Source organism: Paractinoplanes atraurantiacus, assembly GCF_900215205.1.
GTDB classification, from domain to species: Bacteria; Actinomycetota; Actinomycetes; order Mycobacteriales; family Micromonosporaceae; genus Actinoplanes; species Actinoplanes atraurantiacus.
The window spans coordinates 1-25,726 of record NZ_OBDY01000039.1 but is presented as its reverse complement, the minus strand read 5'-3'; the positions used below and the strand labels follow the sequence as shown (position 1 = coordinate 25,726).

Sequence of the window (25,726 nt, the reverse complement as noted above, 5' to 3'; positions counted from 1 at the left end):
CATGACGCAGCCCGATCTCAACCCCGACGAGTACCCGCCCATCGATCCGGGGGAGCCCGTGCCCGACGACCCGGGCGAACTGCTCCCGGATTCGCCGGGCGAGTTGCCGGAGGCACCCGTCGAGCCGATGCCCGACGACGGCGACGAGGGCGGCGTCAGAGAGCCCGCATAGGCATAGGAGCTACAGCGGGGCGCGCCAGGTCAGCACGGAGCCGGTGCCGGACGGTCCGGCCGTCACCTCGAACGAGCCGGACAGGTCCTGGGCCCGGTCGGACATGTTGGCCAGGCCGCCCCGGGCCAGGGACGGGTCGAACCCGACGCCGTCGTCCTCGATCTGGAGGATCACCTCGTCGCCGGTGGCCCGCAACGACACCCGGCACGACGTGGCCCGGGCGTGGCGGGCCACGTTGGCCAGCGCCTCCCGCAGCACGGCCAGGAGCTCGGGGACGATGTCGTCGGGGACGGCGCTGTCGACCGGGCCCGTGGTGTCCAGGACGGGACGGAAGCCCAGCGGCTCGGCGGCCTCCTGCACGGTCTTGTTGATCTCGGCGCGCAGGGACGGGCCGACCGGGGCCCGCAGCTCGAAGATCGAGCGGCGGATGTCGCGGATGGTGGCGTCCAGGTCGTCCACGGCGGCGTTGATGCGCTTCACCGCTTCGGGGCGGCCCGCGTGGGCCACCGCGCCCTGCAACTGCATGCCGGTGGCGAACAGGCGCTGGATGACCACGTCGTGCAGGTCCCGGGCGATGCGCTCGCGGTCCTCCAGGACCACCAGCTGCTCCCGTTCCTCCTGGGCCCGGGCCCGGTCCAGGGCCAGCACGGCCTGACCGGCGAAAGTGGACAGCAGCACCGAGTCCTCGGCGTCGGGGGCGCGGTCGGCGGGCTGGGTGACGATCAGGACGCCCTGGCGGGAGCCGGCCGCGGCCAGCGGGGCGGCAAGGGCGGGGCCGGACGGGACCGGGCCCGGCCAGTCGGCGGCGGCGGCCAGGTTGTCGAAGGTGTCGTGGCCGGAAAGGTCGGCTGTCACCGCCCGGCCCTCCAGGAGCCGGCACTCGGAGTTCAGGCCGTCGGCCGCCTCGATGGTGTAGCGGGCGGCCTGCTCGTCGTAGAGCAGGACCATCGCCAGCTCGGTGTCGGCCACCTCGCGGGCGCGGCGGGCGATCAGGCGCAGGGCCTCGGTGCGGCGGACCGTGCCGAGCAGGACGCCGGTGATCTCGGCGGCGGCGGCCAGCCAGCGCTCGCGGCGGCGGGCCAGGGCGAACAGCCGGGCGTTGTCGATGGCCACACCGGCGGCGGCGGCCAGCGCGACCACGATCTCCTCGTCGTCGTCGGAGAACTGGTCCGCTCCCTGTTTCTCGGCGAGATAGAGATTTCCGAAGATCTGGTCTCTCGTACGGACGGGCACGCCCAGGAAGCTGTGCATCGGCGGATGGTGCGGCGGGAAGCCGTACGAGTTGGGATGCCGGGTGATGTCCGGAAGCCGCACGGGATGCGGGTCGGTGATCAGCAGGCCGAGCACGCCGCGGCCGTGCGGCAGGTCGCCGATCGCGGCGTGGGTGGCCGGGTCGATGCCGTGGGTGATGAAGTCGGACAGGCCCGAGCTGTCGGCGTTGAGCACGCCGAGCGCGCCGTAGCGGGCGCCGGCCAGGGCGCAGGCCGACTCGACGATGCGCTGCAGGGTGCTGCGCAGGTCGAGGTCGGTGCCGATGCCGACCACCGCGTCGAGCAGGGCGCGCAGGCGCTCCCGGCTGGTCATCACCTCGCCGACGCGGTCCAGCATCTCCTGCAGGAGCTCGTCGAGGCGTACGCGGGAAAGCGGGCGAAGCCCCAGGGACGGCAGCTCAGGAGTGCTCTCGGCCATGACCGTCAGACTAGGGTCCTTAGGCCCTTGGTGCGTCACGGGGCGGCACGGTAGGAATGAAGTGTGATCCGCGTCTTCCTTCTCGACGACCATGAAGTCGTCCGCCGTGGCCTCATCGACCTCCTCCAGGCCGGCGGTGACATCGAGGTGGTCGGCGAGTCCGGCTCGGCCCAGGAGGCCGCCCGCCGCATTCCGGCGCTGCGCCCCGACGTGGCCGTCCTCGACGCGCGCCTGCCCGACGGCAACGGCATCGACGTGTGCCGCGACGTCCGGGCGGTCGACTCGTCGATCAAAGGCTTGATCCTGACGTCGTACGAGGATGACGAGGCGCTCTTCGCGGCGATCATGGCCGGGGCGTCGGGTTACGTGCTGAAGGAGATCCGCGGCACCGACCTGGTCGACGCGGTGCGCCGGGTCGCCGCGGGCCAGTCGCTGCTCGACCCGGCCGTCACCCAGCGGGTCCTCGAGCGCATCCGCAACGGCGTCGAGCAGCCGCGCGAGCTGGCCGGGCTCACCGACCAGGAACGCAAGATCCTCGAGTTCGTGGCGCAGGGCCTGACCAACCGCGAGATCGCCTCCCGCATGTTCCTGGCCGAAAAGACGGTGAAGAATTACGTGTCGAGCATGCTGGCCAAGCTCGGCCTCGAGCGCCGCACCCAGGCTGCGGTCCTGGCCACACGTCTGCTCGGAGACAAGTAAGGCTGGGTAGTCCGCCCGCGTGACAGGCGACATCGGCCTGGTCGGGCGGCGGCGGGAGTTCGGCGAGCTCGCCCGCCTGCTCCGCGACGTCCGCGAGGGCCGCAGCCGCGCTGCTCGGCGCCGTGCTGCCCGGCCCGGTCGACGCCCGCGTGCGTGACCGCATCGTCGCCGAGGCCGGCGGCAACCCCCTGGCGTTGCGGGAGCTGCCGCGCGGACTGAACCCGGCCGATCTCGCCTCCGGGTTCGGGGCGTACGGAGGCGCCGGGCCGTCCGGCGGGTCCGCGGCACACCCGAGAGGGGAGCCGGTGGCCGAGCGCGTCGAGACGTCTTTCCGGCGGCGTGTCGAGGAGCTGCCCGAGAGAACCCGCAAGGTGCTGCTCGTCGCGGCCGGGCTGCTCGACGAGGTCGACGCCGTCACCCAGGCCACCGGGGCGTCGGTGTACCAGCTGTCCCGGCTCAGCCTGGCCGCCTATCGCGCGCCGCTGGCCGACGCCCTCGCCCTGTTCGATGAGAAGAGCCGCGACGCCGCCGAACGGGGCGACGGTCGGCTGCACGCGCTGACCGGGCTGGGCCGCGCGATCCTGCACAACGGACACGGCGACCACCGGGCCGCGATGGCGGCGGCACAGGACATGGCCTCGTACCGCGATCTCGCCCTCCACCATTGGGCGCTGCGCGAACTGGTCGAGGCGGCGGCCCACGCGGGCGAGCCCCAGGTGGCCGCTGGGGCGTGCGCCGAGGCGCGGGCGCAGCTGCGCGCGGCCTCCGAAGGCTTCACGGCGATGGGCGCGACGGCGTTCGCCGAGCGGGCCGCCCGCGAGGTGGCGGCCACCGGTGAGACCGTACGGTCAAGGAAAACGGACGGCCGTGACGCGCTGACGCCGCAGGAGGCAACGATCGCCCAGCTCGCGGAGGCCGGCCGCACCGGCACCGAGATCGCCGCGGCGCTGTTCCTCAGCCCGCGAACCGTCGAGGGGCACCGCCTCACGCCGGGAGCTCACCGCGGCCCTGGCTTCGCGCGAGCGCTGACGAGCCCCGGGCCGGCGCGCCCGCGGTCAGCGCCGACGACGCCAGCAGGGACAGCTTCTCGGCGCTGGGACTGCCCGGCGCCGCGTGATAGACGGCCAGGACCTGATCGGTGACGCCGGTGATGATCAGCTTCTCGCGGCGCAGGGTCAGGCGGCCGAGCTGCGGATGATCGATCTCGGTCGTCGCGCCCTCGCGGGTGTGCACGTCGTGCCGGGCCCAGAGCTGCCGGAACCGCTCGCTGCCGATCGACAGCTCACCGACCAGCTCGACGAAACGCGGGTCGCCGGTCTCCGTGCCGACCGACTCGCGGAAGGCGGCCACGAGCATGGCCGTGGCCTCGTCCCAGGCCGGGAAGAGGGCGCGCTCGGCCGGATCGAGGAAGACGGCCCGGATCCTGTTCTCACCGGCGCGCATCCTGGGGGAGAGGGCGACGGCCAGGTCGTTCGCGGCGAGCACGTCGAAATAGCGGCCCTCGACGAAGGCGGGCACGGTCAGCGTGCCGAGCAGCTCCCGGATGCCGGCCGGCACGACCTCGCGGCGGGGACGGCGGCGGCGCCTCGGTTTCGGCGCGGCCAGGCCGATCAGATAGTCGGTGGCGTCGTCGTCGAGCCGCAGCACCCGGGCCAGGCTCTCGAGCACCTGGACCGACGGGTTGCGGTCGCGGCCCTGCTCGAGCCGCAGGTAGTAGTCGTTGCTGACGCCGGCCAGCATCGCCACCTCCTCGCGGCGCAGCCCGGCCACCCGGCGCACGCCGGTCACCCGCACCCCCGCGTCCTCGGGCCGCACCTGAGCCCGCCGGGCCCGCAGATAGTCGCCGATCAGGTTGTCGCCGCTCATGCTCCTCACGGTAGACGCGCGGCCGCCGCCGAACCTGGTCCTGCCACCCCCAGGATCACCGGAGCTCTGCCCGCCCCGCCCGGCCCGGGCCACGCTGGCCGCATGAACAACTTCAAGGTCAATCGCATGGGGTACGGGGCGATGCAGCTCGCCGGTCCGGGCGTCTTCGGCCCGCCGCGCGACCACGATGAGGCCGTCGCCGTGCTCCGCACCGCGGTCGAGTTGGGCGTCGACCACATCGACACGGCCGACTTCTACGGGCCGCACGTCACCAACGAGCTGATCCGCGAGGCGCTCGCGCCCTACCCCGAGAATCTGAGGATCGTCACCAAGGTCGGTTCCGTACGGGGCGAGGACGGCGCCTGGCTGCACGCCCGCCACCCACAGCAGCTGCGCGAGCAGGTCCACTCCAACCTGCGCACCCTCGGCGTCGAGGCTCTCGACGTGGTCAACCTGCGCGTCGGCGGCGGCCCGGACGGCCACTCGCCGGTGCCGGGCTCGATCGCCGAGGAGTTCGGCGCCCTGGCCGACCTGCGCCGCGACGGCCTGATCAAAAATCTGGGACTGTCGGTGGTCGACGAGACCCAGGTGGCCGAGGCGCAGGCGATCGCCCCGATCGTCACCGTGCAGAACTGGTACAACGTCGCCCACCGCGGCGACGAGAAGCTGATCGCCACACTCGGCGAGCAGGGCATCGCGTACGTCCCGTTCTGGCCGCTGGGCGGCTTCACCCCGCTGCAGTCCGGAACCCTCGACCGCGTGGCAGCCCGCCTGGGCGTCAAGCCGAACGCGGTCGCCCTGGCCTGGCTGCTCCACCAGGCCCCGAACATCGCGCTCATCCCGGGCACGTCCTCGGTCACCCACCTGCGCGAGAACATGGCGGCGGCCTCCCTCGAACTGCCCGCCGACGCGCTGGCCGAGCTAGAGGGCGTTGCGTAGTTCGCGGCGGTTGGCGATGCCGAGTTTGGTGAAGATCTTGCGCAGGTGCCACTCGACGGTGCGGGAGCTCAGGAACAGCTCGGCGCCGATCTCCGCGTTCGTCTGGCCGTCGCGGGCTCGGCGGGCGATCTGGCGCTCCTGCGGGGTGAGCCGGGTCTCGGCCTTGGCCGTACGGGTTCTGACCGTCTCGCCGGTCGCGCCCAGTTCCCGCCGGGAGCGGTCGGCGAACGCGTCGGCGCCGAAGGAGACGAACATGTCGTGGGCGGTCCGCAGGTGCGTGCGGGCGTCGGCCTCGCGGTCCTGCCGGCGCAGCCACTCGCCGTACACCAAATGGGCCCTGGCCAGCGAGAACGCGCCGCGGCAGCGGGCCAAGCGGTCGATCGCCTCGCGATAGAGATCCTCCGAGCCGGTGAGCAGGGCCCGGGCGCGCGCCTCGGCGCCGAGACCCCAGTCGGTGCCGCTCGGCTCGGCCCGCGCGGCGATCCGCTCCAGCGCCCGCTCGGCCGCCTCACGATCGCCGGCGCGGACGGCGGCCTCGGCCAGTTCGACCAGGGCCCAATTCGCAAAACCGGTTTCCAGGGGGTACGCCGTGGCGCGCCCCGCCGCGGCGAGGGCCTCGTCGAAGCGGCCGAGCCCGTTGAGCAGCACGGCGTTCGACAGATGGACCACGGTCAGCACTGCGCCCTCGTGCCGGGCGGTCACGGCGGCCGTGACCAGCGGGGTCAGGCGGGCCACCTCGGCCTCGCGGCCCTGCCAGCCGGCGACGGCCAGGGCGGCCACGTCGGGCTGAACGTTTCCGGTCGCGGCGCTGACCACCTGCACCTCGTCGACCAGCGCCGCGGCCTGGGCCAGCTCGCCCTGGTGCAGGTGCAGGGCGAGGCGCTGGTAGAGCAGGTACGACATGCCGGCGAGCGCGCCCGCGCCCCGGGCCAGGCGCAGATGGCGGTGGGTGAGGGCCTGCCACACCTCGTCGTCCCAGACGGCGTGCGCGGCGTGCGACACCACGTAGATCAGGTGGATGGCCTCCTCGGCGGCGACGTCGCCGCGGCGCAGGTCGGCCAGCGCCCGGCGCACGAGCGGAGCGCCCGCCCCGAAGCCGTCGGTGAACAGGAGCGCCAGTCCGTCCAGCAGCAGGTCGGCGGCGCGGGGCCCGGTCAGCGGGCGCGGGGCCTCGCGAGCCGCGGCGGCCACTGCGGCCAGGCCGGCCGAGCCGGCGAAGCGGCCGACCAGGACGGCGCCGGAGAAGGCCTCCAGATAGGTGTCGCGGGAGCGGGTCACGTCGAGCGGGGCGAAGCGGCGGGCCGCCTCCAGCAGCAGAGCCGGCGCCTCTTGGCTGCGGCTGGGCGAGGCGAACGCCATCTGCGCGCGGAGCAGGTCGATCCGGGCCGCCCGGAGCTCGTCGTGCGGGCCGGCCAGGGCGCGATTCAGCAGGGCGGAAGCCTCGTCGAGGGACCCGGCGAGATAGGTCGCCCGCGCCGCCGCGAGGTCACGGTCGGCCCGCCGTACGGAATCATCTGTCAGTTCCGCCGCACGCTGCCGGAACGCTGCCGCCGCGGCCAACCCACCGCGGGCCTGGGCCCGCCCGGCGGAAGCCTCCAGCTCGGCGGCCACCTCCTCGTCGGTGCCCTCCGTCGCCTGCGCGTGATGCCAGGCCCGGCGGTCCGGATCGGCCCGCGGATCGGTCGCGACGGCGAGGGCCGCGTGCACCCGGCGACGGTCGGCGGCCGAAGCGGAGCGGTAGACCGCGGAGCGGACCAGCGGATGCCGGAAGACGACCCGGACGCCGATCTGCAGCAGGCCCGCCACCTCGGGCTGGTCGGCGGCCGTGCGCCCGACGCCCAGCTCGGCGGCGGCCCGCCACAGCAGCGCCGAGTCGCCCACCGGGTCGGCCGCGGCCAGCAGCAGCAACAGGCGGCTGTCGGCGGGCAGATCGTCGGCGCGGTGGACGAAGCTCTCCTCGACCCGGCTCTTCACGTCCGGTACGGCGAAACCGCCGGCCCGCCCGCCCGGAAGCTCGAGCAGGGCCAGGGGATTGCCGCGGGCCTCGGCCAGGATCGCCTCGCGCACGCGTTCGTCGAGGGGCCAGCGCACCACCGAGGCCAGCAGCTCCCGGGCGTCCGGGTCGCGCAGCCCCTCGACCCGCAGCTCGGGAAGGCTGCGCAGGTTGTGCACGGTGTCCGGGGCCGGCGTCCGGACGGCGAAGATCATCACGATCGACTCGGCCAGCAGGCGCCGGGCCACGAAGGCCAGCGTCTGTGCGGAGGCGTGGTCGAGCCACTGCGCGTCGTCGATCACGCAGACCAGCGGTGTGCCGGCGGCGGCCTCCGACAGCAGCGACAGCACGGCCAGGCCGACGAAGAACGGCTCGGGGGCGGCGCCGTCCCGCAGGCCGAACGTGGTGCGCAGGGCGTCACGCTGCGGCTCGGGCAGCTTGTCGAGGTGGTCGAGCAGCGGGGCGCAGAGCTGGTGCAGCGCGGCGAACGGCAGCTCGCGTTCGGCCTCGACACCGTCGACTCGCAAGTTCGGGACTTTTGCCACCGCTTCGGTCAGCAGCGCGGTCTTTCCGACGCCGGCCTCGCCCAGCAGCACGAGCACGCCGCTGCGGCCGGACCGGGCCGCGTCGATCAGCGCGGTCAGGACGGCCCGCTCACGCGCCCGTCCGCGCAGCATCGTCACCTGATCACCCTAACCATCACGCGGTGGGGAGGTATCGATTGGCATGGCCGTAGACATTGCTGTCGATCGATGGATGGTGATGGGCTGACGGCATGAGACGACGCTTTGGCTTCCTGACAGCGCTCACGCTGCTCGGCTCGGCCTTCCTCGTCGCCGGGCCGGTCTCGGCCGCCCCGTCCGGCACCGAGATTCCAGGGCAGTTCGAGGTGTACGACGTGAGGACCGCGGCCCAGCGCAACGCGATCGCGCGCTCGGGCGCGGCCATCGACGCCATCCAGCATGGCGTCGCCGAGATCACGGCGACCGGCCGGGAGGTGCGCGACCTGAAGCGGCAGGGCTTCACGGTCCAGCCGGTGCTGACGACACTGGACTTCCCGCCGTCCGACGCGCCCTACCACAACTACAGCGAGATGATCGCCGACGTGAACCAGGTGGTGGCCGCCTATCCGGCGATCGCCAGCAAGCGGGTCATCGGCAAGTCGTACGAGAACCGCGACATCGTGGCGGTGAAGATCTCCGACAACGTGGGTACGGACGAGGCGGAGCCGGAGGTCTTGTACGACGCCAACCATCACGCCCGCGAGCACCTGACCGTGGAGATGGCGATCTACCTGCTGAAGCTGTACACGTCGTCGTACGCCTCGGACACCCGGGTCCGCACCATCGTGAACTCGCGCGAGATCTGGATCGTGCCGTCGGTGAACCCGGACGGCGCGGAGTACGACATCGCCACCGGCAGCTACCGGTCGTGGCGCAAGAACCGCCAGCCCAACAGCGGATCGTCGGCGGTCGGCACGGACCCCAACCGCAACTACGGCTACAAGTGGGGCTGCTGCGGCGGATCGTCGGGAACACCGTCGTCGCTGACGTATCGGGGGCCGTCGGCGTTCTCGACACCGGAGACGCGGGCGATCCGCGACTTCGTGAACAGCCGGGTAGTCGGCGGGCGCCAGCAGATCGGCGCGGCGATGGACTTCCACACGTACTCGGAGCTCGTGCTCTGGCCCTTCGGCCACACGACGGCCAACACGACGACAGGCATGACGGCCGACGACTACAACACGTTCTCCACGTTCGGCCGTCAGATGGCGGCGACGAACAGGTACACGCCGGAGCAGTCGAGCGACCTCTACGTCACCGACGGCGACCTGCTCGACTGGCTGTGGGGCACCCACAAAATCTTCGCCTACACCTTCGAGATGTACCCCACGAGCTCGTCGGCCGGCGGCTTCTACCCACCGGCCAGCGTGATCACCCGAGAGACGACCCGCAACAAGGAGGCAGCATTGCTCCTGGCCGAGGTCGCCGACTGCCCGTACAAGGTGATCGGCAGGCAGTCCACCTACTGCGCCGCAGCCTGACCCCACACCAGCCGCGGCCGGCTCGCCCTCCCGACCGAGCCGGCCGCCCGCTGCGTTGTCGCACCCGAGGCTCTTCTAGCGCGAGCCGCTAGCGCCCAGTTCCGCGAGCCGCCAGCGTCGCGCCCTCCCGCCCAGCCCCGGCCTTTCCGCGCGGCCGCCCCTCACGTCCCGCCTGCTGCGCGGCCGCCCCTCGCGTCTCGCCTTTCGAGCTTTGCGCGCCTCGCTTTTTGCGTCACCCTTCCTTCCTTCCTTCCGCGCTGTTGCCCTCCGCGCGCCTCGCCTTCGGCACCGCCGTCCTCGCGCACCGCCCCGCACCTTGCCGTGCCGCCCTCTTTGGCGTCGCGCTCCTTGCCCTTCGCAGTCCGCGCCGCATTCGTGCGCCTCAGCCTCCGTCCCCTCCTTGCCCTTCGCGGTCCGCGCCGCGTTTGCGTGCCTCAGCCTCCGTCCGCTCCTCGCTCCTCGCGGTCCGCGCCATCCGCGCGCCTCGCCTTTCGTATCGCCTTCCCCGCGTCGCCGCGTCGCCGTCTCGGTGTGCGCCGCCTTCGCGTGCCTCGCCGTCCGCGTCGCCCGTCGCCTCACGGACCGCGCCGCAGTGTCTGCTCCGCCCACCGCGCTCCGCCCAGACCTCGCGCTCCGCCCAGACCTCGCGCTCCGCCCAGACCCCGCGCTCCGCCCAGACCCCGCGCTCCGCCCAGACCCCGCGCTCCGCCCAGACCCCGCGCTCTCTACCTGATCGGGAGTGACCCAGGTTCCTAGGATGCCCTGCGGGACGTGCGCTCGTGCACATGGCGCGGCGGGCGGCGAGGGTGGACGAGCGCCGCGCGGTGAGCGGCTTCACCGGGCGGTTTGGGTGGCGTTTTGTGGCGTTCAGCTGGGCGTTCTTGACCCCCGGCGAGCGTGGCGGATAGCTTTGAGTGACACAACCGAACATCGCTGTTCGAACCGCTGCGGGAGAGTTCCCGCCAGTGCGGGGCGCCGAAGGAGCAACTTCTCCCTCAGAATCTCTCAGGCCCCGGTACCGCGGCGGTCAGGCGACTCTGGAAAGTCAGGACGCGGCCGGCGTTCTGCGCCCACGGTGCAAGCCGTCCCGTTCGCGGGCGGTGAAGCTCTCAGGCACCCATGACAGAGCGGGGGAGGCCGACCTCGATGAGGAGCCTCACGCCGTCATGGCTGTCTCTGTGTTCGACCTCTTCTCCGTGGGCATCGGGCCGTCCAGCTCGCACACGGTGGGCCCGATGCGCGCGGCCCGCATGTTCGCGCTGCGGCTCGCCGAGAGTGGGCTGAGCGAGCGGACCGCCCTGGTGCGGGCGGAGTTGTTCGGCTCGCTCGGTGCCACCGGGCACGGGCACGGCACGCCCAAGGCGGTGCTGCTCGGCCTGGAGGGCGAGACTCCCGAAGGCGTTGACGTTGCGAGCGCCGATGCCCGGGCCGCGCACATTCACGCGACCGGCCGGCTGCGGTTGTTGGCGGCGGACGGCGGCGCGGCCCAGCGCCGGCGGGCGGAGAGCGGCGCAGCGGCAGAAGAAGGCGCAGCGGAAAGCGGCGCAGCGGCGTTGGGTGATGCGGTGACGTTCGCCGAGGGCTGGGAAGTCGCGGTTGAGGTGGTGTTGCATCGGCGGCGGGCGTTGGCGGGGCATCCGAACGGGATGACGTTTGCCGCGGTTGACGGTGACGGGGTGGAGCTGTTCGCCAAGACGTACTTCTCGGTGGGTGGCGGGTTTGTCATCGATGAGGCCAGCGGTGGGGTGCGGGCCGACGACACTGTGCTGCCCTATGCGTTCGCCAGTGGGGCCGAGCTGCTCGGGCTCGTGGGGGAGACCGGGTGGTCGATCTCGCGGCTGATGATGGCCAACGAGACCGTGTGGCGGTCGGAGGCTGACGTCAAGGCGGGGCTGCTCGGGATCTGGGCCGTGATGCGGGAGTGCGTCGACTCGGGGCTGGCGACCGAGGGGATTCTGCCGGGTGGGCTCAAGGTGCGCCGGCGGGCGGCGGCCACCGCGCGGCAGCTGCGGGCGGCTGGGCGGCCGGCCGAGCATGCGATGGAGTGGCTTACGGCGTACGCCATGGCGGTCAATGAAGAGAATGCGGCCGGTGGTCGTGTGGTGACCGCTCCCACGAACGGGGCGGCGGGGATCATTCCGGCTGTTCTGCGGTACTACATCGACTTCGTGCCGGGCGCCGATGACGACGGTGTGGTTCGGTTTCTGCTGGCGGCCGGGGCCGTGGGGATGCTGTTCAAGGAGAACGCGTCGATCTCGGGGGCCGAGGTCGGGTGCCAGGGTGAGGTCGGGTCCGCCTGTGCGATGGCGGCGGCGGGGCTGACCGAGGTGCTCGGCGGGACGCCGGAGCAGGTGGAGAACGCGGCCGAGATCGGCATGGAGCACAACCTGGGGCTGACCTGTGATCCGGTGGGTGGGCTGGTGCAGATTCCGTGCATCGAGCGCAACGGCATGGCCGCGGTCAAGGCGGTGACGGCGGCGCGGATGGCGTTGCGCGGGGATGGGCGGCACCACGTCTCCCTCGACAAGGTCATCAAGACCATGAAGGAGACGGGGGCCGACATGAAGATCAAGTACAAGGAGACGGCCCGGGGTGGGCTCGCCGTCAACGTGATCGAGTGCTGACTCAGTAGTCGTTGACGTTGATGGTGACGCGGTGCTGGTCGGAGGGCCAGGCGGGCAGGATCGTCGACTCCCAGCGGCCGTCGCGGTTGGCCACCACGACCGAGACGAAAGCCCGGGCCGGGATGTAGACGTCCATGCCGGTGAGGAACGTCTGCGCGTAGATGTCGGGCAGCGGGGCGGTCAGGTCGGTGACGCGGTCGCTGTTCTTGTCGAAGGCGAAGACGCCGATGACCCGCTTGGCGCGCGGGGCGTTGGCCTCGTTGAGGATCTGGCGGCCGTTGACGTAGAGCTTGTCGGCCGACGCCCACCATTCCTTCTGGCGGTTGAGGGTCAGCGCGGTGTGCGCGGGTGAGGTCTCGATCAGGGCGCCGACGCCTTCGCCGGGACGCCCGGCCAGCAGGCGTACGAAGGAGTCGGAGCGCAGGAACGGCTGGAAGTAGAAGTGGTGGTCGGGGGTGCCGGGCCGGACCAGCACGAATTCGTAGCGGGCGTGCGGCGACAGTGGCACGGGCCCGAACGAGCCGTCCGCAGCGACCTCGACCGTGTGGCGGAGAAAGCGGCCGAGAGTGACGTCGAAGATCTTCACGACGCCGCCGGCGCCGACGTTGCTGGGGAAGATGACCGCGCGGCCGGAGACGCGGGCCACCGCGGTCGGCACGACAGCCGTCGTCCGGGGGTCGCGGTCGCGGAGGAAACGGAAGACCGCCCGGAACGACTCGACCGACGAGACGGTCTGTGTGTGGGACTGGTCGGGGAGGGATACGTTGCGGGCGCCGATCACAGCACGGGTGGCATCGCCCTCGCCCCAGATGGCGAGGGTGTCGACGCCGCCGGGTGGGGCTGCGGCCGTACGGCCGTCGAGGTTGACGTAATGCGCGACGCGCCCGGCGCGCGAGGGTGACGAGTTCAGGTAGCCCTGGGAGACGAACGTGCCCAGGGAGTGGGCGATGAGGTCGACCTGGGTGGCGCCGGTGTCGGCCAGCAGGCGGCTGATCCTGGCGTCGAGACCCGCGTAGACCTCCGGCAGGATCGTGGCGATGTTGGGGGAGTCGTACTCATGGGCCTCGATGATCTCGATGGGGTAGCCATTGGCGGCGAGGCGTTTGGCCTGGGTCTCGAACTGGGCGGCGGAGCCCGCGCTGCCGTGCACGAAGATGACCGGGCGGAGCGGCGTGGACGCGTACGCGGGAAGGCTTGGAAGAAGTGAGGAAACCAGAAGGGCGAGCAGGAGCATCAGTCGGCGCACGATCACACCCCATCGATGTCGGTGATTACTGCACGGTGGGTGCAACTATAAACCGACTAGGCTGAGCGGCGTGGATCAAGAAGAGCGGATCGCCATGTTCCTCGACTACGAGAACCTCGCGATCAGCGCGCGCGAGACCCTCGGCGGCCATCCCTTCGACCTGCGGCCGGTGACCGACGCGCTGGCCGAGCGGGGTCGCGTGGTGGTGCGCCGGGCGTACGCGGACTGGTCGTTCTTCGGCGAGGACCGGCGCATGCTGACCCGCGCCCACGTCGAGCTCATCGAGATCCCGCAGCGCATGGGCGCCTCCCGCAAGAACGCGGCCGACATCAAGATGGTGGTCGACGCGCTGGAGCTGGCCTTCGAGCGCGACTACATCTCCACCTTCGTGCTCGGCACCGGCGACAGCGACTTCACCCGCTGGTGGCCAAGCTGCGCGAGCTCAACAAGCGGGTGATCGGCGTCGGCATCGAGAAGACCACCTCGGCCCTGCTGCCGCCGGCCTGCGACGAGTTCCTCTACTACGACCGGCTCGAGGGCGTGGCCCAGCCGGCGCCCGAGGTGGAGACGCCGGCCCGCGAGGTCGAGGCCCTGCCGGCGCTGGTCGCGCAGAGCGTCAGCGGCACGATCACGGCGTCCCGGCTCAAGCGGACCCTGCTGCGCAAGGACCCCACCTTCAACGAGGCCGACTACGGGTTCCGGTCGTTCGGCGAGCTGCTGCGGCATCTGGCCGGCGAGGGCGTGGTCGAGCTCAGCGGCGGCTCCGACCCCGAGGTGTCGCTGCCCGAGCACGGCGACCGGGAGGCGGCCTTCGCGCTGCTGCGCTCGGTGGTGGAGAGCCTGGCCGGTCCGGACGGCTCGGTCTCGCTGTCCGGGCTGAAGAACCAGGTGCGCAAATCCGAGCCCGGCTTCACCGAGAAGAAGCTCGGCTACCGCAGCTTCCTGCAGTTCGTGCGGGCGGCCGACACGTCCGGCGCGGTCGGGCTGCGCTGGAGTCCCGAAGCGGAGGATTATCTGTTGACCAGTGGGGCAACCAAAATGGCATGAGAGCTTTGACATGGCAGGGCACCGGCAAGGTCGCGGTGGAGACGGTCCCCGACCCGAAAATCGAGCAGCCGACCGATGCCATCGTGCGGATGACGTCCACGGCGATCTGCGGTTCCGACCTTCACCTGTACGACGTCCTCGGCATGTTCCTCGACAAGGGCGACATCCTCGGCCACGAGCCGATGGGCATCGTCGAGGAGGTCGGCTCCGAGGTCACCCACATCAAGCCGGGCGACCGGGTGGTGATCCCGTTCAACATCTCGTGCGGATCCTGCTGGATGTGCTCGCGCGGCTTCTACGCCCAGTGCGAGACGACCCAGGTCAAGGAGCACCAGAAGGGCGCCTCGCTGTTCGGCTACACCAAGCTGTACGGCCAGGTGCCGGGCGGGCAGGCGCAATATCTCCGCGTCCCGCAGGCCCACTTCGGCCCGATCAAGGTGCCGGACGACGGCCGGCCCGACGAGCACTACCTGTTCCTGTCCGACGTGCTGACCACGTCGTGGCAGGCCGCGAAGTACGCCGACGTCCAGCCTGGTGACACGGTCTTCGTGACCGGTCTCGGCCCGATCGGGCAGATGAGCGCCCGGGTGGCCCGGCACCTCGGCGCGGGGCGGGTCATCGCGTCGGATCTGGTGCCGGAGCGGCTGGCGATGGCCCAGCGGCACGGCATCGAGGTCATCGACGCGTCCCAGAGCGACGTGCCGGAGGCGGTGCTCGAGATGACGAACGGCCGCGGCGCGGACAGCGTCATCGAGTCGGTCGGCATGGAGGCGCACGGCTCGCCGGTGCAGTCGGCGGCGATCAAGGCGGCCGGCAAGCTTCCCGACGCGGTCGCCCGTAAGGCCATCGACACCTTCGGTCTCGACCGGATGGCCGCGCTGACCACCGCGTTCGCCGCGGTCCGCCGGGCCGGCACGGTTTCGATCATCGGGGTGTACGGGGGTCAGGCCGACCCGATGCCGATGTTCGACCTGTTCGACAAGGGCGTGACGATGCGGATGGGCCAGGCCCACGTGCGCCGCTGGTCCGACGAGATCCTGCCGATCCTGACCGGCGACGGCGACCCCCTCGGAGTGGACGACCTGGTGACGCACCGCCTGCCGTTGGAGGAGGCGCCGCACGCGTACGACATCTTCCGGGACAAGGAAGACGGCTGCATCAAGGTCGTCCTCAAGCCGTGAGCCGCGTGGTGGTACTGACCGGTGCCTCCAGTGGCATCGGCCGGGCCGCCGCGCTCGCTTTCGCCCAGCGGGGCGATCGCGTGGTGCTGGCGGCCCGAGGCTTGCCCGATCTGTCAGCCGTGGCGGAGGAATCGGGCGGGCTGGCGATTCCGGCGGACATCTCGGACGGCGCTTCGGTGGATGCCCTCGCGGCGGCGGCCGTGCGGGCGTACGGCCGGATTGATGTCTGGGTCGACACGGCGGCCGTCATGGCGTACGGCAAATTCGAAGATCTTCCTCCTTCGGTTTTCGACAAGGTCGTCACGACTGATCTGCTGGGGGCGGCGAACGTGGCCCGGGCGGCGCTGCGGGTGTTCCGGGCGCAGGGTCAGGGGACGCTCGTGCTGTGCAGCTCCCTGCTGGCCCACGTGACCGTGCCTTACATGTCGGCGTATGTGACGGCCAAGTGGGGCTTGCGGGGTCTCATCCGTACGCTTCGGCAGGAGACCCGTGATGCCCCGGGGATCACGGTGTGCACGGTGGCCCCGGGCAGCGTGGACACGCCGATCTACCAGCGGGCGGCCAACTACGCCGGCCGCGCCGGGAGCCCGCCCCCGCCCGTGGCGGCCCCGTCGAAGGTGGCCGAAGCGATCCTGCGGCAGGTGGACAAGCCGCGCCCGGAGGTGTCGGTCGGCCTGGCCAACCGCCTGATCGAGTTCGGTTTCGTGGTCCTGCCGCCGGTCTACGACGCGCTCGTGACCACGATGATGCGCACCTTCGGCCTCTCCCGCCACAAGATCGAAGCGCACGAGGGGAACGTCTTTCACCCCGCCCAGGATCTTGAGCAAGCGTCAGGACCGGATTTAAACGCGCAGAATTCTCAATTTGGGTCAGGTGGGGCTCCCTGAGGACTCACAGTATGTGAGGTGAAGGGGGTGCGCCATGGGTGACGGTGCTGGCGGCGGCTGGTTCGACAACGTGAAGGTCGGGATGAAGATCCAGGCCGCGATCCTGGTCGCGGCCCTGGCCGCGCTCCTGATCGGCATCGCCGGTCTGATCGGGACCGCGAAACTCGACGAGAAGAGCACGCTGCTGTACACCGACAACGTGGCGCCGCTGACCGAGCTCTCGGCGATCCAGCGCAACTCGCAGGCCATCCGGGCCCGTTACCTGGAGTACGGCATCGCCACCGACGAGGTCCAGGCCAAGCTCGGCGGCGAGATCAGCGACCGGCAGAAGCTGCTCGACGAGGCGCTGGCCGCCTACCGTTCCGGAGCGGTGAACATCGAGAACGTGGACGCCTTCGAGAAGGCGTTCAGCGGCTTCGTCGACGTCGGCGAGAACACGATGATCCCGCTGGCCAAGGCGAACAAGTACGAGGCGTTCGAGAACGCCTACCGGGACACGGCCCTGCCGCTGATGTCGGACGCCTCCGACGCGGTCGAGGCGGAGAACAAAGCCCAGCTCGAGCAGGCCAAGGCCCGCTCGGAGGACAGCGCGGCCGCCGCCTCGTCGTCCCGCCGGTTGCAGATCATCTTCCTGGTGGTGGGCCTGATCGCGGCGATCGGTCTCGGGGCGTACGTGGCCAACGCGATCGTCAAGCGCCTCGGGAAGGTCAAGTCGTCGCTGACCGCCATGGCCAACGGCGACCTGACCGCCACGGTCGACGTGAAGGGCCGCGACGAGGTCGGCGAGATGGCCGCGATGCTGCTCGTGGCCCAGCAGCAGACCCGCGACGTGGTCGCCTCGGTCGGCTCCGCCTCGCAGAGCCTGGCCGCGGCGGCCGAGCAGACCTCGGTGATCGCCAACCAGATCAGCGAGGGCGCGGCCACCGCCTCGGATCAGGCCCGCCGGGTGTCGGCCGCCTCCGAGGAGGTGTCGCTGAGCGTCAACACGGTCGCGGCCGGCTCGGAGGAGATGGGCTCGGCCATCGCCGAGATCGCGCACAGCGCCAACTCGGCGGCTGAGGTCGTCGGCCAGGCGGTGAACGCGGCGGCGTCGGCCAACCAGACGATCGGCACGCTGGGCGAGTCGAGCCGGGAGATCGGCGACGTCATCCGGGTGATCACCGCGATCGCCGAGCAGACGAACCTGCTGGCGCTGAACGCGACGATCGAGGCGGCCCGGGCCGGCGAGACCGGCAAGGGCTTCGCGGTGGTGGCGGGCGAGGTCAAGGACCTGGCCCAGGAGACGGCGCGGGCCACCGAGGACATCGCCAAGCGGGTCGAGGCGATCCAGAACGACAGCGGGCTCGCGGTCAACGCGATCGGCGAGATCAGCGAGATCATCGGGCACATCAGCGACTACACGACCACGATTGCGTCGGCGGTCGAGGAGCAGAGCGCGACCACGGCCGAGATGAACCGCAACGTCAACGAGGCGGCCAGCGCGACCGGGCAGATCAACCAGGGCATCAACAGTGTGGCCGAGAACGCCCGCACGACGGCCGAGTCGGTGGGTGACGCGCAGCGGTCGGCGGCCGAGCTGTCCCGGATGTCGAACGAGTTGCAGGCGGCGGTGTCGCGCTTCATCTACTGACCCCGTCTTCCGCTGAAGCTCGGAGTGAACTAAGTTCACTCCGGGCTTTTCGACGGAAGGAAACGGCATGGCGTTGACCGCGGGCAGCACGGTAGGGGACTGGCTTTCGGATGCCGAGGGCGGGCCCGCGCTGCGGGAGCTGCTCGGTCAGGGTGGCTTCGACGAGTCGGTGCTCACGCCCGTACGGCAGCTTCCGCTTCAGCAGATGGTCGCGCTCAGTCAGGGCAAGTTGCCGCAGGAGGTGATCGACGCTCTGGTCCTGCGGGTCAACAACGGCGTCGTCCCTGATGTCACGTCTTCTGCCTGGCGGGAACGCATCATGGCTGGGCGTTTCACCGGCAAGACCATCGTCGTCACCGGGGCCGCCTCGGGCATCGGACGTGCCGTGGCGTCGCGCATCACCCGCGAGGGTGGCCGGGTGGTTGCTGTTGACATTGCGGACATTTCTGACAACGGCGTCAAGGCCGACATCACCTCGGCCGACGACGTGCGGCGCGTGATCGAGACGGCCGGGGAACGTATCGACGGCCTGGCCAACATCGCCGGCGTGGTCGACGACTTCACCCCGGCGCACGAGGTCTCGGACACCCTGTGGCGCAAGGTCTTCGCGGTCAACGTCGACGGCGTCCTCAACCTGACCCGGGCCGTGCTCCCGTCCATGCTGGCCCACAAGAGCGGCTCGATCGTCAACGTCGCCTCGGAGGCCGCGCTGCGCGGCAACGCGGCCGGGATCGCCTACACCGCCTCGAAACACGCGGTCGTGGGCATCACCAAGAGCTGCGCTTTCATGTACGGGCTGGAAGGCATCCGGGTCAACGCGGTGGCACCCGGCGGCGTCGCCACCGGCATGCAGCACAACCCAGGATCGGAGTTCGGAGCCGCACGTACGGGATCATTCCTGCGCCAGATCCCGCCGATCGCCACCGCCGAGCAGCTCGCCGCCTCCATCACGTTCCTGCTCGGCGACGACGGCGCCAACATCAACGGCGCGATCCTCCCGTCGGACGGCGGCTGGTCGGTCCAGTGAGCACGTCCTGCAGCAACGCCCCGTACCGGGCGACGAGATCCTCGTCCCCGAGCCGCTCGTCCCCGACCACCCACAGGGCGTAGAGCAGCCCGCCGACCAGCGCCCCCGCCATCCGCACGCGCTGGTCGGCGTCGTCGCCCCTGAGCCGCGCCCGCAGCGGAGCGATCAGCGTGGTCTCGTGGATGTCGCGCAGCCGCTCCCGGATCTGCGGCTCATGAGACCCACGGACAAGGGCCAGATAGACCTGCCGTACGTCGTCACCCGAGGTGACCATGACCTCGATGAACCGCTCACCGAGCTCTTCGAGCGGCACATCGAGCAGAGGCTCGTCATCGATGGTGAGCCGCATGGTGTCGAGAAAGAGCAGCTCTTTGGTCCCGAAGTGCCGGATGACCAGGGCGGGACTGGTCTGAGCAAGGGCGGCGATGTCCCGCACGGCCGTACGAGCAAAGCCCCGCTCCCGAAAGAGACGCCCGGCCGCGTTCCGGATCTCGTCCCGCTTGGCCACGCCCATCATCGTAGGCCGAGCGCCCGCGCCTCCTCCTGCTGGTCGCCCTGACCGATCGTCGGCGGTAAGGCTCCCGTCGTCACCCCGCCGGAAGAGGCCGAGCCGGCGAAGGAGCTCGGTCTCACGCCGGGCACCAAGGTCACGGTTGCGGGCGACGACGGCATCACCGCCAACGCGATCTCGGGCGCCTTCTCCGGCTGTGAGAAGGCCTCCTGGATCTGTAGCGGCGTCGCGCCCCGAAGTGGTCGATCCGCGGGATGATGTATAACGTAGTTATCAATCATCCGTTGCTTCGATGGAGCTTGTGCATGAGCGCCTCTCATGAAAAAGCCGTCAGCCCCTTCCGGCAGCCCAAAGCCGTGTGGGCGGTGGCGTTCGCCTGTGTCATCTCGTTCATGGGGATCGGGCTGGTCGATCCGATCCTGCCGGCGCTCGCCGACGACCTGCACGCCACGCCCAGCCAGGTGTCGCTGCTGTTCACCAGCTATCTCGTGGTCACCGCGGTGGCCATGCTCGGTGTCGGCTGGGTCTCCAGCCGGATCGGGGCCAAGAAGACGCTGATCGCCGGCCTCGCCATCATCGTGGTCTTCGCCGCACTGGCCGGGGCGTCCGGGTCGATCGGCGGGATCGTCGGGTTCCGGGCCGGCTGGGGGCTGGGCAACGCCCTGTTCATCGCGACCAGCCTCGCCGTCATCGTGGCCTCGGCCAGCGGTGGGTTCGGCGGGGCGATCATCCTGTACGAGACGGCGCTCGGTCTCGGCATCGCGGTCGGGCCGCTGCTCGGCGGGGAGCTCGGCTCGATCAGCTGGCGCTGGCCGTTCTTCGGGGTCGCCATCCTGATGGCCATCGCGCTGATCGCCACGCTGGTCATGGTCAAACCGTTGCCGACGCCCACGCGGAAGGTGCCGCTGAGCGCGCCGCTCAAGGCGCTGCGCCACCGCGGACTGCTGACCATGGGCATCATGGCTCTGCTGTACAACTGGGGCTTCTTCACCATGCTCGGCTACGCGCCGTACCCGATGGAGCTCAACGCCCACAAGCTCGGCCTGGTCTTCACCGCGTGGGGTCTTCTGGTCGCCGCGTTCAGCGTCTTCTTCGCGCCGCGGCTTCAGGCGAGATTCGGAACAGCGCCGGTTCTGTACGTCAACATGGCCGGACTCGCCGCAGTCATGGTCGTCATCGCGGCGGGCGTGGACACCCCGTCCGCGGTCATCGCGGCGGTGATCGTCAGTGGGGCGTTCATCGGGATCAACAACACGCTGACCACCCAGGCCGTCATGCTGGTCTCGCCGGTCGAGCGGCCGATCGCCTCCTCGGCGTACGGGTTCGTGCGGTTCATCGGCGGTGGGCTCGCCCCGTACGTGGCCGGAAAGCTCGCCGATCATTTCGGCCTCGGCGTGCCCTTCTACGTCGGCGCGGTGGCGTTCCTGCTGGCCATCGTGGTGCTGGCCAGTGGGCACAAGCTGCTCTCGCCCTCCTCGCCGGAACCGGTCACGGACCGGCCCGTGATCGTGGCCGTCGGCAACACCCTGGACGCCGCGGCCACCGTCGACGCGGCCGCTCTCGTCGCCCGCCGGGAGGGGCGGTCGCTCGAGATCGTGCACGTGCGCGAGACGAAGGTGATCGAAGAGCTGGCGATCGAGCCGGAGGCCGAGGACGAGGCCCGCGCGGCCGTCGCCCGGCACCTGGACCGGCTGGCCGGATCGGGCGTCGCCGTCACCGGCCGGATCATCGAGAGCGTCGGCGACCACGCCGCGGCCGGGCGCGCCGTGGCCCGGCACGCGGCCGAGGTGGACGCCCCGCTGATCGCGATCGGGCGCTCGCCGCGCGGCACGCTTGCCCAGTTCACCGACGGCAGCTTCACCAGCGCCCTCAACCACGCCGCGAGCATGCCGGTGGTGCTGGTCAGCGCCGAGGGCGAGCCCCGGGCGCTGACCCCCGAGGCGATCGCCGAGCTGCGCGCCGGATAGCGGGAGATCATGGGATCGCAGGGCTGGGGCCCGGCGGCGATCGTGGTCGGCGTCGACGAGTCACGCTCGTCGTTGCGCGCGGCCGCGTACGCCGCCGGGCTCGCTCGCCGTCAGCGGGCCCGGCTGGTCGTCGTGTACGCCCGCAGCCAGCCGAACGGCCTGCTCGCCACCATGGACACCTCGGGCACCGGGGTGGCCCAGGTCGTCGACGCGCAGGATCAGGTGGAGACCGCGTTGCGGGCCGCCCTGGACGCGTACGACCTCGAAGTGGATTTCGTTGTTCGCGCCGGCAACCCGTACACAGTGATCTCCGAAGTTGCCCACGAGGTGCAAGCTGGAACCGTCGTGGTCGGCCGGCCGGAATGCCTGGCCCACCGCATCGTGGGATCGGTGGCCAGGCAGCTCGAGCGCAGCGGACGATGGCCGGTCACGATTGTCCCCTGAGGAGGTAAGCAACCTCGGCCGCTCGAGGCGTCCTTCCAAGTAGAGGGGACATTTTCGAACGGGGTGAGCGCGTTGGACGGCGGTTTCGAGGAGTACGTCAAGGCCCGCGGGGATGCCCTGCGGAGATTCGCCTACCTGATCTGCGGTGATCATCAGCTCGGCGAGGACCTGGTCCAGGAGGTGCTGGTCCGGGCGTACCGCCGATGGCACCGGATAGACACCGACGACCCCGATCGATATATCCGCACCGCCCTGGTCCGCCGGCACGTCTCCTGGCTGCGGCTGCGCCGCACGTGGGAGAGACCCGAGCCGATCGAGGACGACCGGGAGGATCCGGGCGACTTCGCAAAACAGGTCGCCGACCGCGACGACCTCTGGCCGCGGCTCGGGCGGCTCACCCGCGCCCAGCGGGCCGTGCTGGTCCTGCGCTTCTACGAAGACCTCGACGACCAGCGCATCGGCGAGACCCTGCGGTGCGCGCCCAGCACGGTGCGCGTGCACGCCGCTCGCGGGCTGGCCCGATTACGGGCCGAGCTGACACCGTCCGCCGCCGACAAGTCGGGAGTCACGCCATGAGCCTGGAAGAAGACCTGCGCACCGTCCTGCACGAGCGCGCGGCCCAGCGGGTGCCGCGGCCCGACCTGCTCACCGCCGTCGACGCCGGCATCCGCCGCGACCGCCGCCGCCGTCAGGCCCTGGCCGCCGGCGGGGTCGCCGCCGCGGTCGTGGCCGCCGCCGTCGCCGTCCCGGCCACGCGCCACAAGGAGGCCGACCCGGCCCCGCCCACCACCAAGTGGGAGTGGTCCCGGCCGACCCAGCGGATAGCCGTCTTCCCGCTGAACCCGAGCTGGGCGCCGCCCGGCCTGGGCGAGCCCGCGGTCACCCAGATGGGCCCGAACAGGCGCATCGACTACACCCGTGGCGCCCAGACACTCAGCGCCGAGATCGGCCCGCTCGAGCCCGGCTGGGAGGTCGAGGCTGAGCGCGAGCACACGGCCACCGTCAACGGACGCACGGCCACGGTCCACACATCCACGACGTACGACGGCGCCGGCCCCGGCGACCGCTTCGTCGGCGTCCGCTGGCAGCTGCCCGACAAACGCTGGGTGCAGGTCATCAGCCTCGGCCCGCCCACCGAGGCCGACGTGCTGCGCTTCGCCTCCGGCCTGAAAAACGGCAGCGTCGACGGCACCCCCGCCGGGTTCCACCTGGGCGCCTACCCGCCGCAGCTCACCCTGCAACACCAGAGTGCGGAGACGACCTGCCTGGCGCCGGAAGCCGAGGCCGCCCACGAACGCCAGCCGACGGGCCTCTGCGTCTCCCTGCTCGACGACGCCGAGCCTCCGTCCGACCCGGCCGGGCAGCTCTCGATCAACGGCAACGCGGCCGACTACTACGCCGGCGCCGCGCTTCTGCACATCCACCTGCCCAGCGGCAAGGTCCTCGAGATCACCTGGGACCCGGAAATGATCAAACTCGGCTTCCAGGACGTCGTTCACTTCGCCACGGGCATCGAGGTCACCGGATGACGGCCAGGGCCTGTCCCGCCGATCAAGCGAGTGAGAGGCGGGTCCAGGCGCCGCCTGAGCCGTGCCGCAGACCCGCTTGATCGGCAGGACCTAAGCGCTTTCGGCCGTCTCCGACAGAGCGACGGACGGGGTGCCGGCTGTGCACGTGACGGTCATGGTGACCAGGGACTTGCCCTGCTTGTAGGTGACGGCGGGGGCGCGGGACGGGCCGCCGTCGGCGGTCAGGACCCGGTAAGGCTTGATCGCCTGCCAGGACGTGATCTTGGCGGTCGTGGGTGTCGGGCAGATGGCCTTGATCGTGCCGGCGGCTGAGGAGAAGGTCTGCGCGGCGGGCGGGCTGTAGGTGGGGGTCGGGTTCGGGGTGGCGGTGCCGGCCGGGCCCGGTGGAACGGCTGGGCCCGGCGGGGTGGCCGGGCCGCTGGGAGAGGCCGGGCCGGGCGACGAGGCCGGGCCGGCCGGAGCCGCCGAGACGATCTGGCTCGGCGGTGTGGTGGCCGGCTTGGAGGTCGCCGCCGCGCGGGCACGGGCTGATGTCCGGGCGCCGGGAACGGGTGGGGCCGCCGTGGCGGAGGCCGGTGCAGAGGGGGATGAGCCCGGCGCGGGCGGGGCGGACTCGGCGGGCTTGGCGTCGTCGTCCGGCAGAGCGAGCCAGGCGCCGGCCGCGGCACAGGTCGCCAGCGCGGCCACCGCCGCCCAGCGGTGTGCCCCGCGATGACGCGGGTTCGACGGTTCCGCCGTTGGCCGATCCGCCGCTTCCGCGGGCGGCGCCGGGTTAGCTGCTTCCGCGGGCAGCGCCGGGTGGGCTGTTTCTGCAGGCGGCGCCGGGGACGTTGGGCTTGAGCCGGGGGCTGTGGCCGGGGCTGGGGTGATTCGGTGGAGCTGGCGGGCGGTGGGGATGAGGACCGAGGGCTCCGGTGGGGGCTCGGAGGTGGCGGGGAAGGGGTGGTGGTCGTCGGTTACCACGCGGAGGCCGGCTCCCCGGGCCAGGAGGGTGGCGGCCTCCCGGGCTGTGGGGCGGGTGGCGGGGTTCTTCGACAGGCAGCGGTTGGTCAGGTCGGCCACGTAGTCGGGGACGCCGGGGAGCAGCGACAACGGCTTCGGGTTGAGGTGGATGTGCTGTTTCAGGATCTGGGTGGGCTCCGTGCTGGTCCATGGGGAGCGGCCCGAGAAGAGGCGGTAGAGGACCACGCCCAGGGCGTACATGTCGGAGGCGGGCTCCACAACGGCGTCCAGCAGGCGCTCCGGGGCCAGGTAGGCGGGGGTGCCCAGGACCTCGTCGGAGACGGAGCCGGGGGAGGTGGCGGCGGCAATGCCGAAGTCGACGACCTTGGCGCCGGTCGGGGCCAGCATGACGTTCGCGGGCTTGATGTCGCAGTGGACCAGGTCCTCGGCGTGGGCGGCGGCCAGCGCGGCGGCGATCTCGGCGCCCACCCGCATGGCGAAGCGCGGGGAGACCGGGCCCTCGCAGAGGCGGCGCAGCAGGGTGCCGCCGGGGATCAGCTCCATCACCACGTACGGGAAGACCTGGGTGCCGTTGGTCATCTCGCCGTAGTCGTGGACCTGGGCGACGTTCGGGTGGGACAGCGCGGCGGCGGCCCGGGCCTCGTGGCGGATGCGGTCCCTCGACGCGGGGTCGCCCACCTGGCTGGGGGCCAGAACCTTGACGGCGACCGTCCGCGCCAGCACATCGTCGTGGGCGCGCCAGACCACGGCCATGCCGCCGCGCCCGACCGGGGCCAGCAACCGGTAGCGGCCGCCTAGTAGCTGTCCGTTCATCCCGGGCAGTCTGCACCGATCGACGGCTGTGCGCATCTCGGCCGACCGTGCGAAATCGACAGGCGTTCGTCCCAACCCGTCACCCACCGCGCCTGAACCACAGTGGCCGCCGCGGGTCGGAGGGGGGTGTCCCTATGGGTTCTGTCAAGCGGCGAGGGCGAGTTTTTCTGCCGGTTTGGGCTGGTAGGGGGTCTGGGTGCGGAGCATCGCGTGCAGGACGTCGACGCGGCGGCGGGCAAGGCATATCAGGGCGGCGTTGTGCTTCTTGCCTTCAGCGCGTTTGCGGTCGTAGTAGGCCCGACTGAGCGGGTCGGACAGGGCCGCGAAGGCGGACAGGAAGAACGCGCGTTTGAGCTGTTTGTTGCCGCCCTTGGGCGGGTGTTCCCCGCGGATGCTGGTGCCTGAGCGGCGGGTGACCGGGGCCAGGCCGGCGTAGGCCGCCAGGTGCCCGGAGG

At 71.3% G+C, this 25,726-nt stretch carries 22 protein-coding genes, 2 pseudogenes and 2 riboswitches; of the genes and pseudogenes, 16 read left to right on the top strand and 8 right to left on the bottom strand.

Features of this window, described 5'->3' with window-relative positions:
* Position 1: 1 nt before the first annotated feature.
* Positions 2-172, top strand: a complete 171-nt coding sequence (locus CRP55_RS53695; protein ID WP_179855650.1) for a hypothetical protein — start codon at positions 2-4, stop codon at positions 170-172.
* A gap of 9 nt (positions 173-181) precedes the next feature.
* Here the strand turns inward: CRP55_RS53695 and CRP55_RS46535 are convergent, their stop codons facing one another.
* Complete coding sequence (locus CRP55_RS46535) at positions 182-1,861, bottom strand: GAF domain-containing sensor histidine kinase (RefSeq protein WP_097328518.1); 1,680 nt, start codon at positions 1,859-1,861, stop codon at positions 182-184.
* Positions 1,862-1,924: 63 nt separating this feature from the next.
* Between CRP55_RS46535 and CRP55_RS46530 the strand changes: the two genes are divergently transcribed.
* A complete protein-coding gene (locus tag CRP55_RS46530) occupies positions 1,925-2,560 on the top strand; it encodes a response regulator (RefSeq protein ID WP_097328517.1) in 636 nt (211 codons plus the stop codon).
* 614 nt (positions 2,561-3,174) lie between these two features.
* A pseudogene (locus CRP55_RS56135) lies at positions 3,175-3,492 on the top strand (hypothetical protein); the annotation flags it as partial.
* Positions 3,493-3,544: 52 nt separating this feature from the next.
* Here CRP55_RS56135 and CRP55_RS55415 read toward each other — a convergent pair.
* Positions 3,545-4,426 (bottom strand): helix-turn-helix domain-containing protein, encoded by an 882-nt coding sequence (locus tag CRP55_RS55415; RefSeq protein WP_097328516.1) that lies wholly within the window; start codon positions 4,424-4,426, stop codon positions 3,545-3,547.
* 102 nt (positions 4,427-4,528) lie between these two features.
* Between CRP55_RS55415 and CRP55_RS46515 the strand changes: the two genes are divergently transcribed.
* A complete protein-coding gene (locus CRP55_RS46515; protein WP_097328515.1) occupies positions 4,529-5,365 on the top strand; it encodes an oxidoreductase in 837 nt (278 codons plus the stop codon).
* Here the strand turns inward: CRP55_RS46515 and CRP55_RS46510 are convergent.
* Positions 5,348-8,035, bottom strand: a complete 2,688-nt coding sequence (locus CRP55_RS46510; RefSeq protein ID WP_097328575.1) for a helix-turn-helix transcriptional regulator — start codon at positions 8,033-8,035, stop codon at positions 5,348-5,350. The genes CRP55_RS46515 and CRP55_RS46510 overlap by 18 nt on opposite strands.
* A 98-nt stretch (positions 8,036-8,133) precedes the next feature.
* Here CRP55_RS46510 and CRP55_RS46505 point away from each other — a divergent pair.
* Both CRP55_RS46505 and CRP55_RS46495 read left to right on the top strand, forming a co-directional pair.
* Positions 8,134-9,390, top strand: a pseudogene (locus tag CRP55_RS46505) (M14 family metallopeptidase); the annotation flags it as partial.
* 950 nt (positions 9,391-10,340) lie between these two features.
* A riboswitch (glycine riboswitch) is annotated at positions 10,341-10,433 on the top strand.
* Positions 10,434-10,538: riboswitch (glycine riboswitch) on the top strand.
* Between the two features lie 30 nt (positions 10,539-10,568).
* Positions 10,569-12,026 carry an L-serine ammonia-lyase gene (locus CRP55_RS46495; RefSeq protein ID WP_097328574.1) on the top strand — a complete coding sequence of 486 codons (1,458 nt, stop codon included), beginning with the start codon at positions 10,569-10,571 and terminating at the stop codon, positions 12,024-12,026.
* 1 nt (position 12,027) lies between these two features.
* Here the strand turns inward: CRP55_RS46495 and CRP55_RS46490 are convergent, their stop codons facing one another.
* Complete coding sequence (locus CRP55_RS46490) at positions 12,028-13,272, bottom strand: alpha/beta hydrolase (protein ID WP_245923793.1); 1,245 nt, start codon at positions 13,270-13,272, stop codon at positions 12,028-12,030.
* A 70-nt stretch (positions 13,273-13,342) separates the two neighbouring features.
* Here CRP55_RS46490 and CRP55_RS55410 point away from each other — a divergent pair, with 70 nt between their 5' ends.
* From CRP55_RS55410 to CRP55_RS46465, 6 genes are all read left to right on the top strand, one after another.
* The gene (locus tag CRP55_RS55410) at positions 13,343-13,729 is read left to right on the top strand and encodes an NYN domain-containing protein (RefSeq protein ID WP_245923792.1); all 387 of its coding nucleotides are present in this window, start codon (positions 13,343-13,345) and stop codon (positions 13,727-13,729) included.
* Positions 13,696-14,319 carry an OST-HTH/LOTUS domain-containing protein gene (locus CRP55_RS55405; protein WP_245923791.1) on the top strand — a complete coding sequence of 208 codons (624 nt, stop codon included), beginning with the start codon at positions 13,696-13,698 and terminating at the stop codon, positions 14,317-14,319. Before CRP55_RS55410 ends, CRP55_RS55405 begins: the two co-directional genes overlap by 34 nt.
* Positions 14,316-15,500: a zinc-dependent alcohol dehydrogenase gene (locus CRP55_RS46480; protein ID WP_097328512.1), complete on the top strand. Its 1,185-nt coding sequence runs from the start codon at positions 14,316-14,318 to the stop codon at positions 15,498-15,500. Before CRP55_RS55405 ends, CRP55_RS46480 begins: the two co-directional genes overlap by 4 nt.
* A complete protein-coding gene (locus CRP55_RS46475; protein WP_179855649.1) occupies positions 15,497-16,387 on the top strand; it encodes an SDR family NAD(P)-dependent oxidoreductase in 891 nt (296 codons plus the stop codon). The genes CRP55_RS46480 and CRP55_RS46475 overlap by 4 nt, the downstream gene beginning before the upstream one ends.
* Positions 16,388-16,421: 34 nt before the next feature.
* Complete coding sequence (locus CRP55_RS46470) at positions 16,422-18,017, top strand: methyl-accepting chemotaxis protein (RefSeq protein WP_097328511.1); 1,596 nt, start codon at positions 16,422-16,424, stop codon at positions 18,015-18,017.
* 67 nt (positions 18,018-18,084) lie between these two features.
* Positions 18,085-19,044 (top strand): SDR family NAD(P)-dependent oxidoreductase, encoded by a 960-nt coding sequence (locus tag CRP55_RS46465; RefSeq protein WP_097328510.1) that lies wholly within the window; start codon positions 18,085-18,087, stop codon positions 19,042-19,044.
* Here the strand turns inward: CRP55_RS46465 and CRP55_RS46460 are convergent.
* Together CRP55_RS46460 and CRP55_RS46455 are read right to left on the bottom strand one after the other, a co-directional pair.
* Complete coding sequence (locus CRP55_RS46460) at positions 18,998-19,558, bottom strand: TetR/AcrR family transcriptional regulator (RefSeq protein WP_438865855.1); 561 nt, start codon at positions 19,556-19,558, stop codon at positions 18,998-19,000. The genes CRP55_RS46465 and CRP55_RS46460 overlap by 47 nt on opposite strands.
* Positions 19,558-19,836 carry a hypothetical protein gene (locus tag CRP55_RS46455; RefSeq protein WP_097328508.1) on the bottom strand — a complete coding sequence of 93 codons (279 nt, stop codon included), beginning with the start codon at positions 19,834-19,836 and terminating at the stop codon, positions 19,558-19,560. The genes CRP55_RS46460 and CRP55_RS46455 overlap by 1 nt, the downstream gene beginning before the upstream one ends.
* A gap of 24 nt (positions 19,837-19,860) precedes the next feature.
* Here CRP55_RS46455 and CRP55_RS46450 point away from each other — a divergent pair, with 24 nt between their 5' ends.
* The 4 genes from CRP55_RS46450 (at position 19,861) to CRP55_RS46435 (ending at position 23,495) form a co-directional block, all read left to right on the top strand.
* Positions 19,861-21,522, top strand: a complete 1,662-nt coding sequence (locus tag CRP55_RS46450; RefSeq protein ID WP_097328507.1) for an MFS transporter — start codon at positions 19,861-19,863, stop codon at positions 21,520-21,522.
* Between the two features lie 9 nt (positions 21,523-21,531).
* On the top strand, positions 21,532-21,966 hold the full coding sequence (locus tag CRP55_RS46445) for a universal stress protein (protein WP_097328506.1): 435 nt from the start codon (positions 21,532-21,534) through the stop codon (positions 21,964-21,966).
* Between the two features lie 63 nt (positions 21,967-22,029).
* Positions 22,030-22,542, top strand: coding sequence for a SigE family RNA polymerase sigma factor (locus CRP55_RS46440; protein WP_342751624.1), 513 nt, complete (start codon positions 22,030-22,032; stop codon positions 22,540-22,542).
* Positions 22,539-23,495, top strand: a complete 957-nt coding sequence (locus CRP55_RS46435) for a hypothetical protein (RefSeq protein ID WP_097328505.1) — start codon at positions 22,539-22,541, stop codon at positions 23,493-23,495. The genes CRP55_RS46440 and CRP55_RS46435 overlap by 4 nt, the downstream gene beginning before the upstream one ends.
* A gap of 90 nt (positions 23,496-23,585) precedes the next feature.
* Here the strand turns inward: CRP55_RS46435 and CRP55_RS55930 are convergent, their stop codons facing one another.
* On the bottom strand, positions 23,586-25,271 hold the full coding sequence (locus CRP55_RS55930; RefSeq protein ID WP_179855648.1) for a serine/threonine-protein kinase: 1,686 nt from the start codon (positions 25,269-25,271) through the stop codon (positions 23,586-23,588).
* 144 nt (positions 25,272-25,415) lie between these two features.
* The coding region (locus CRP55_RS46425; RefSeq protein WP_143235421.1) for a transposase at positions 25,416-25,726 on the bottom strand (311 nt) is incomplete at its 5' end.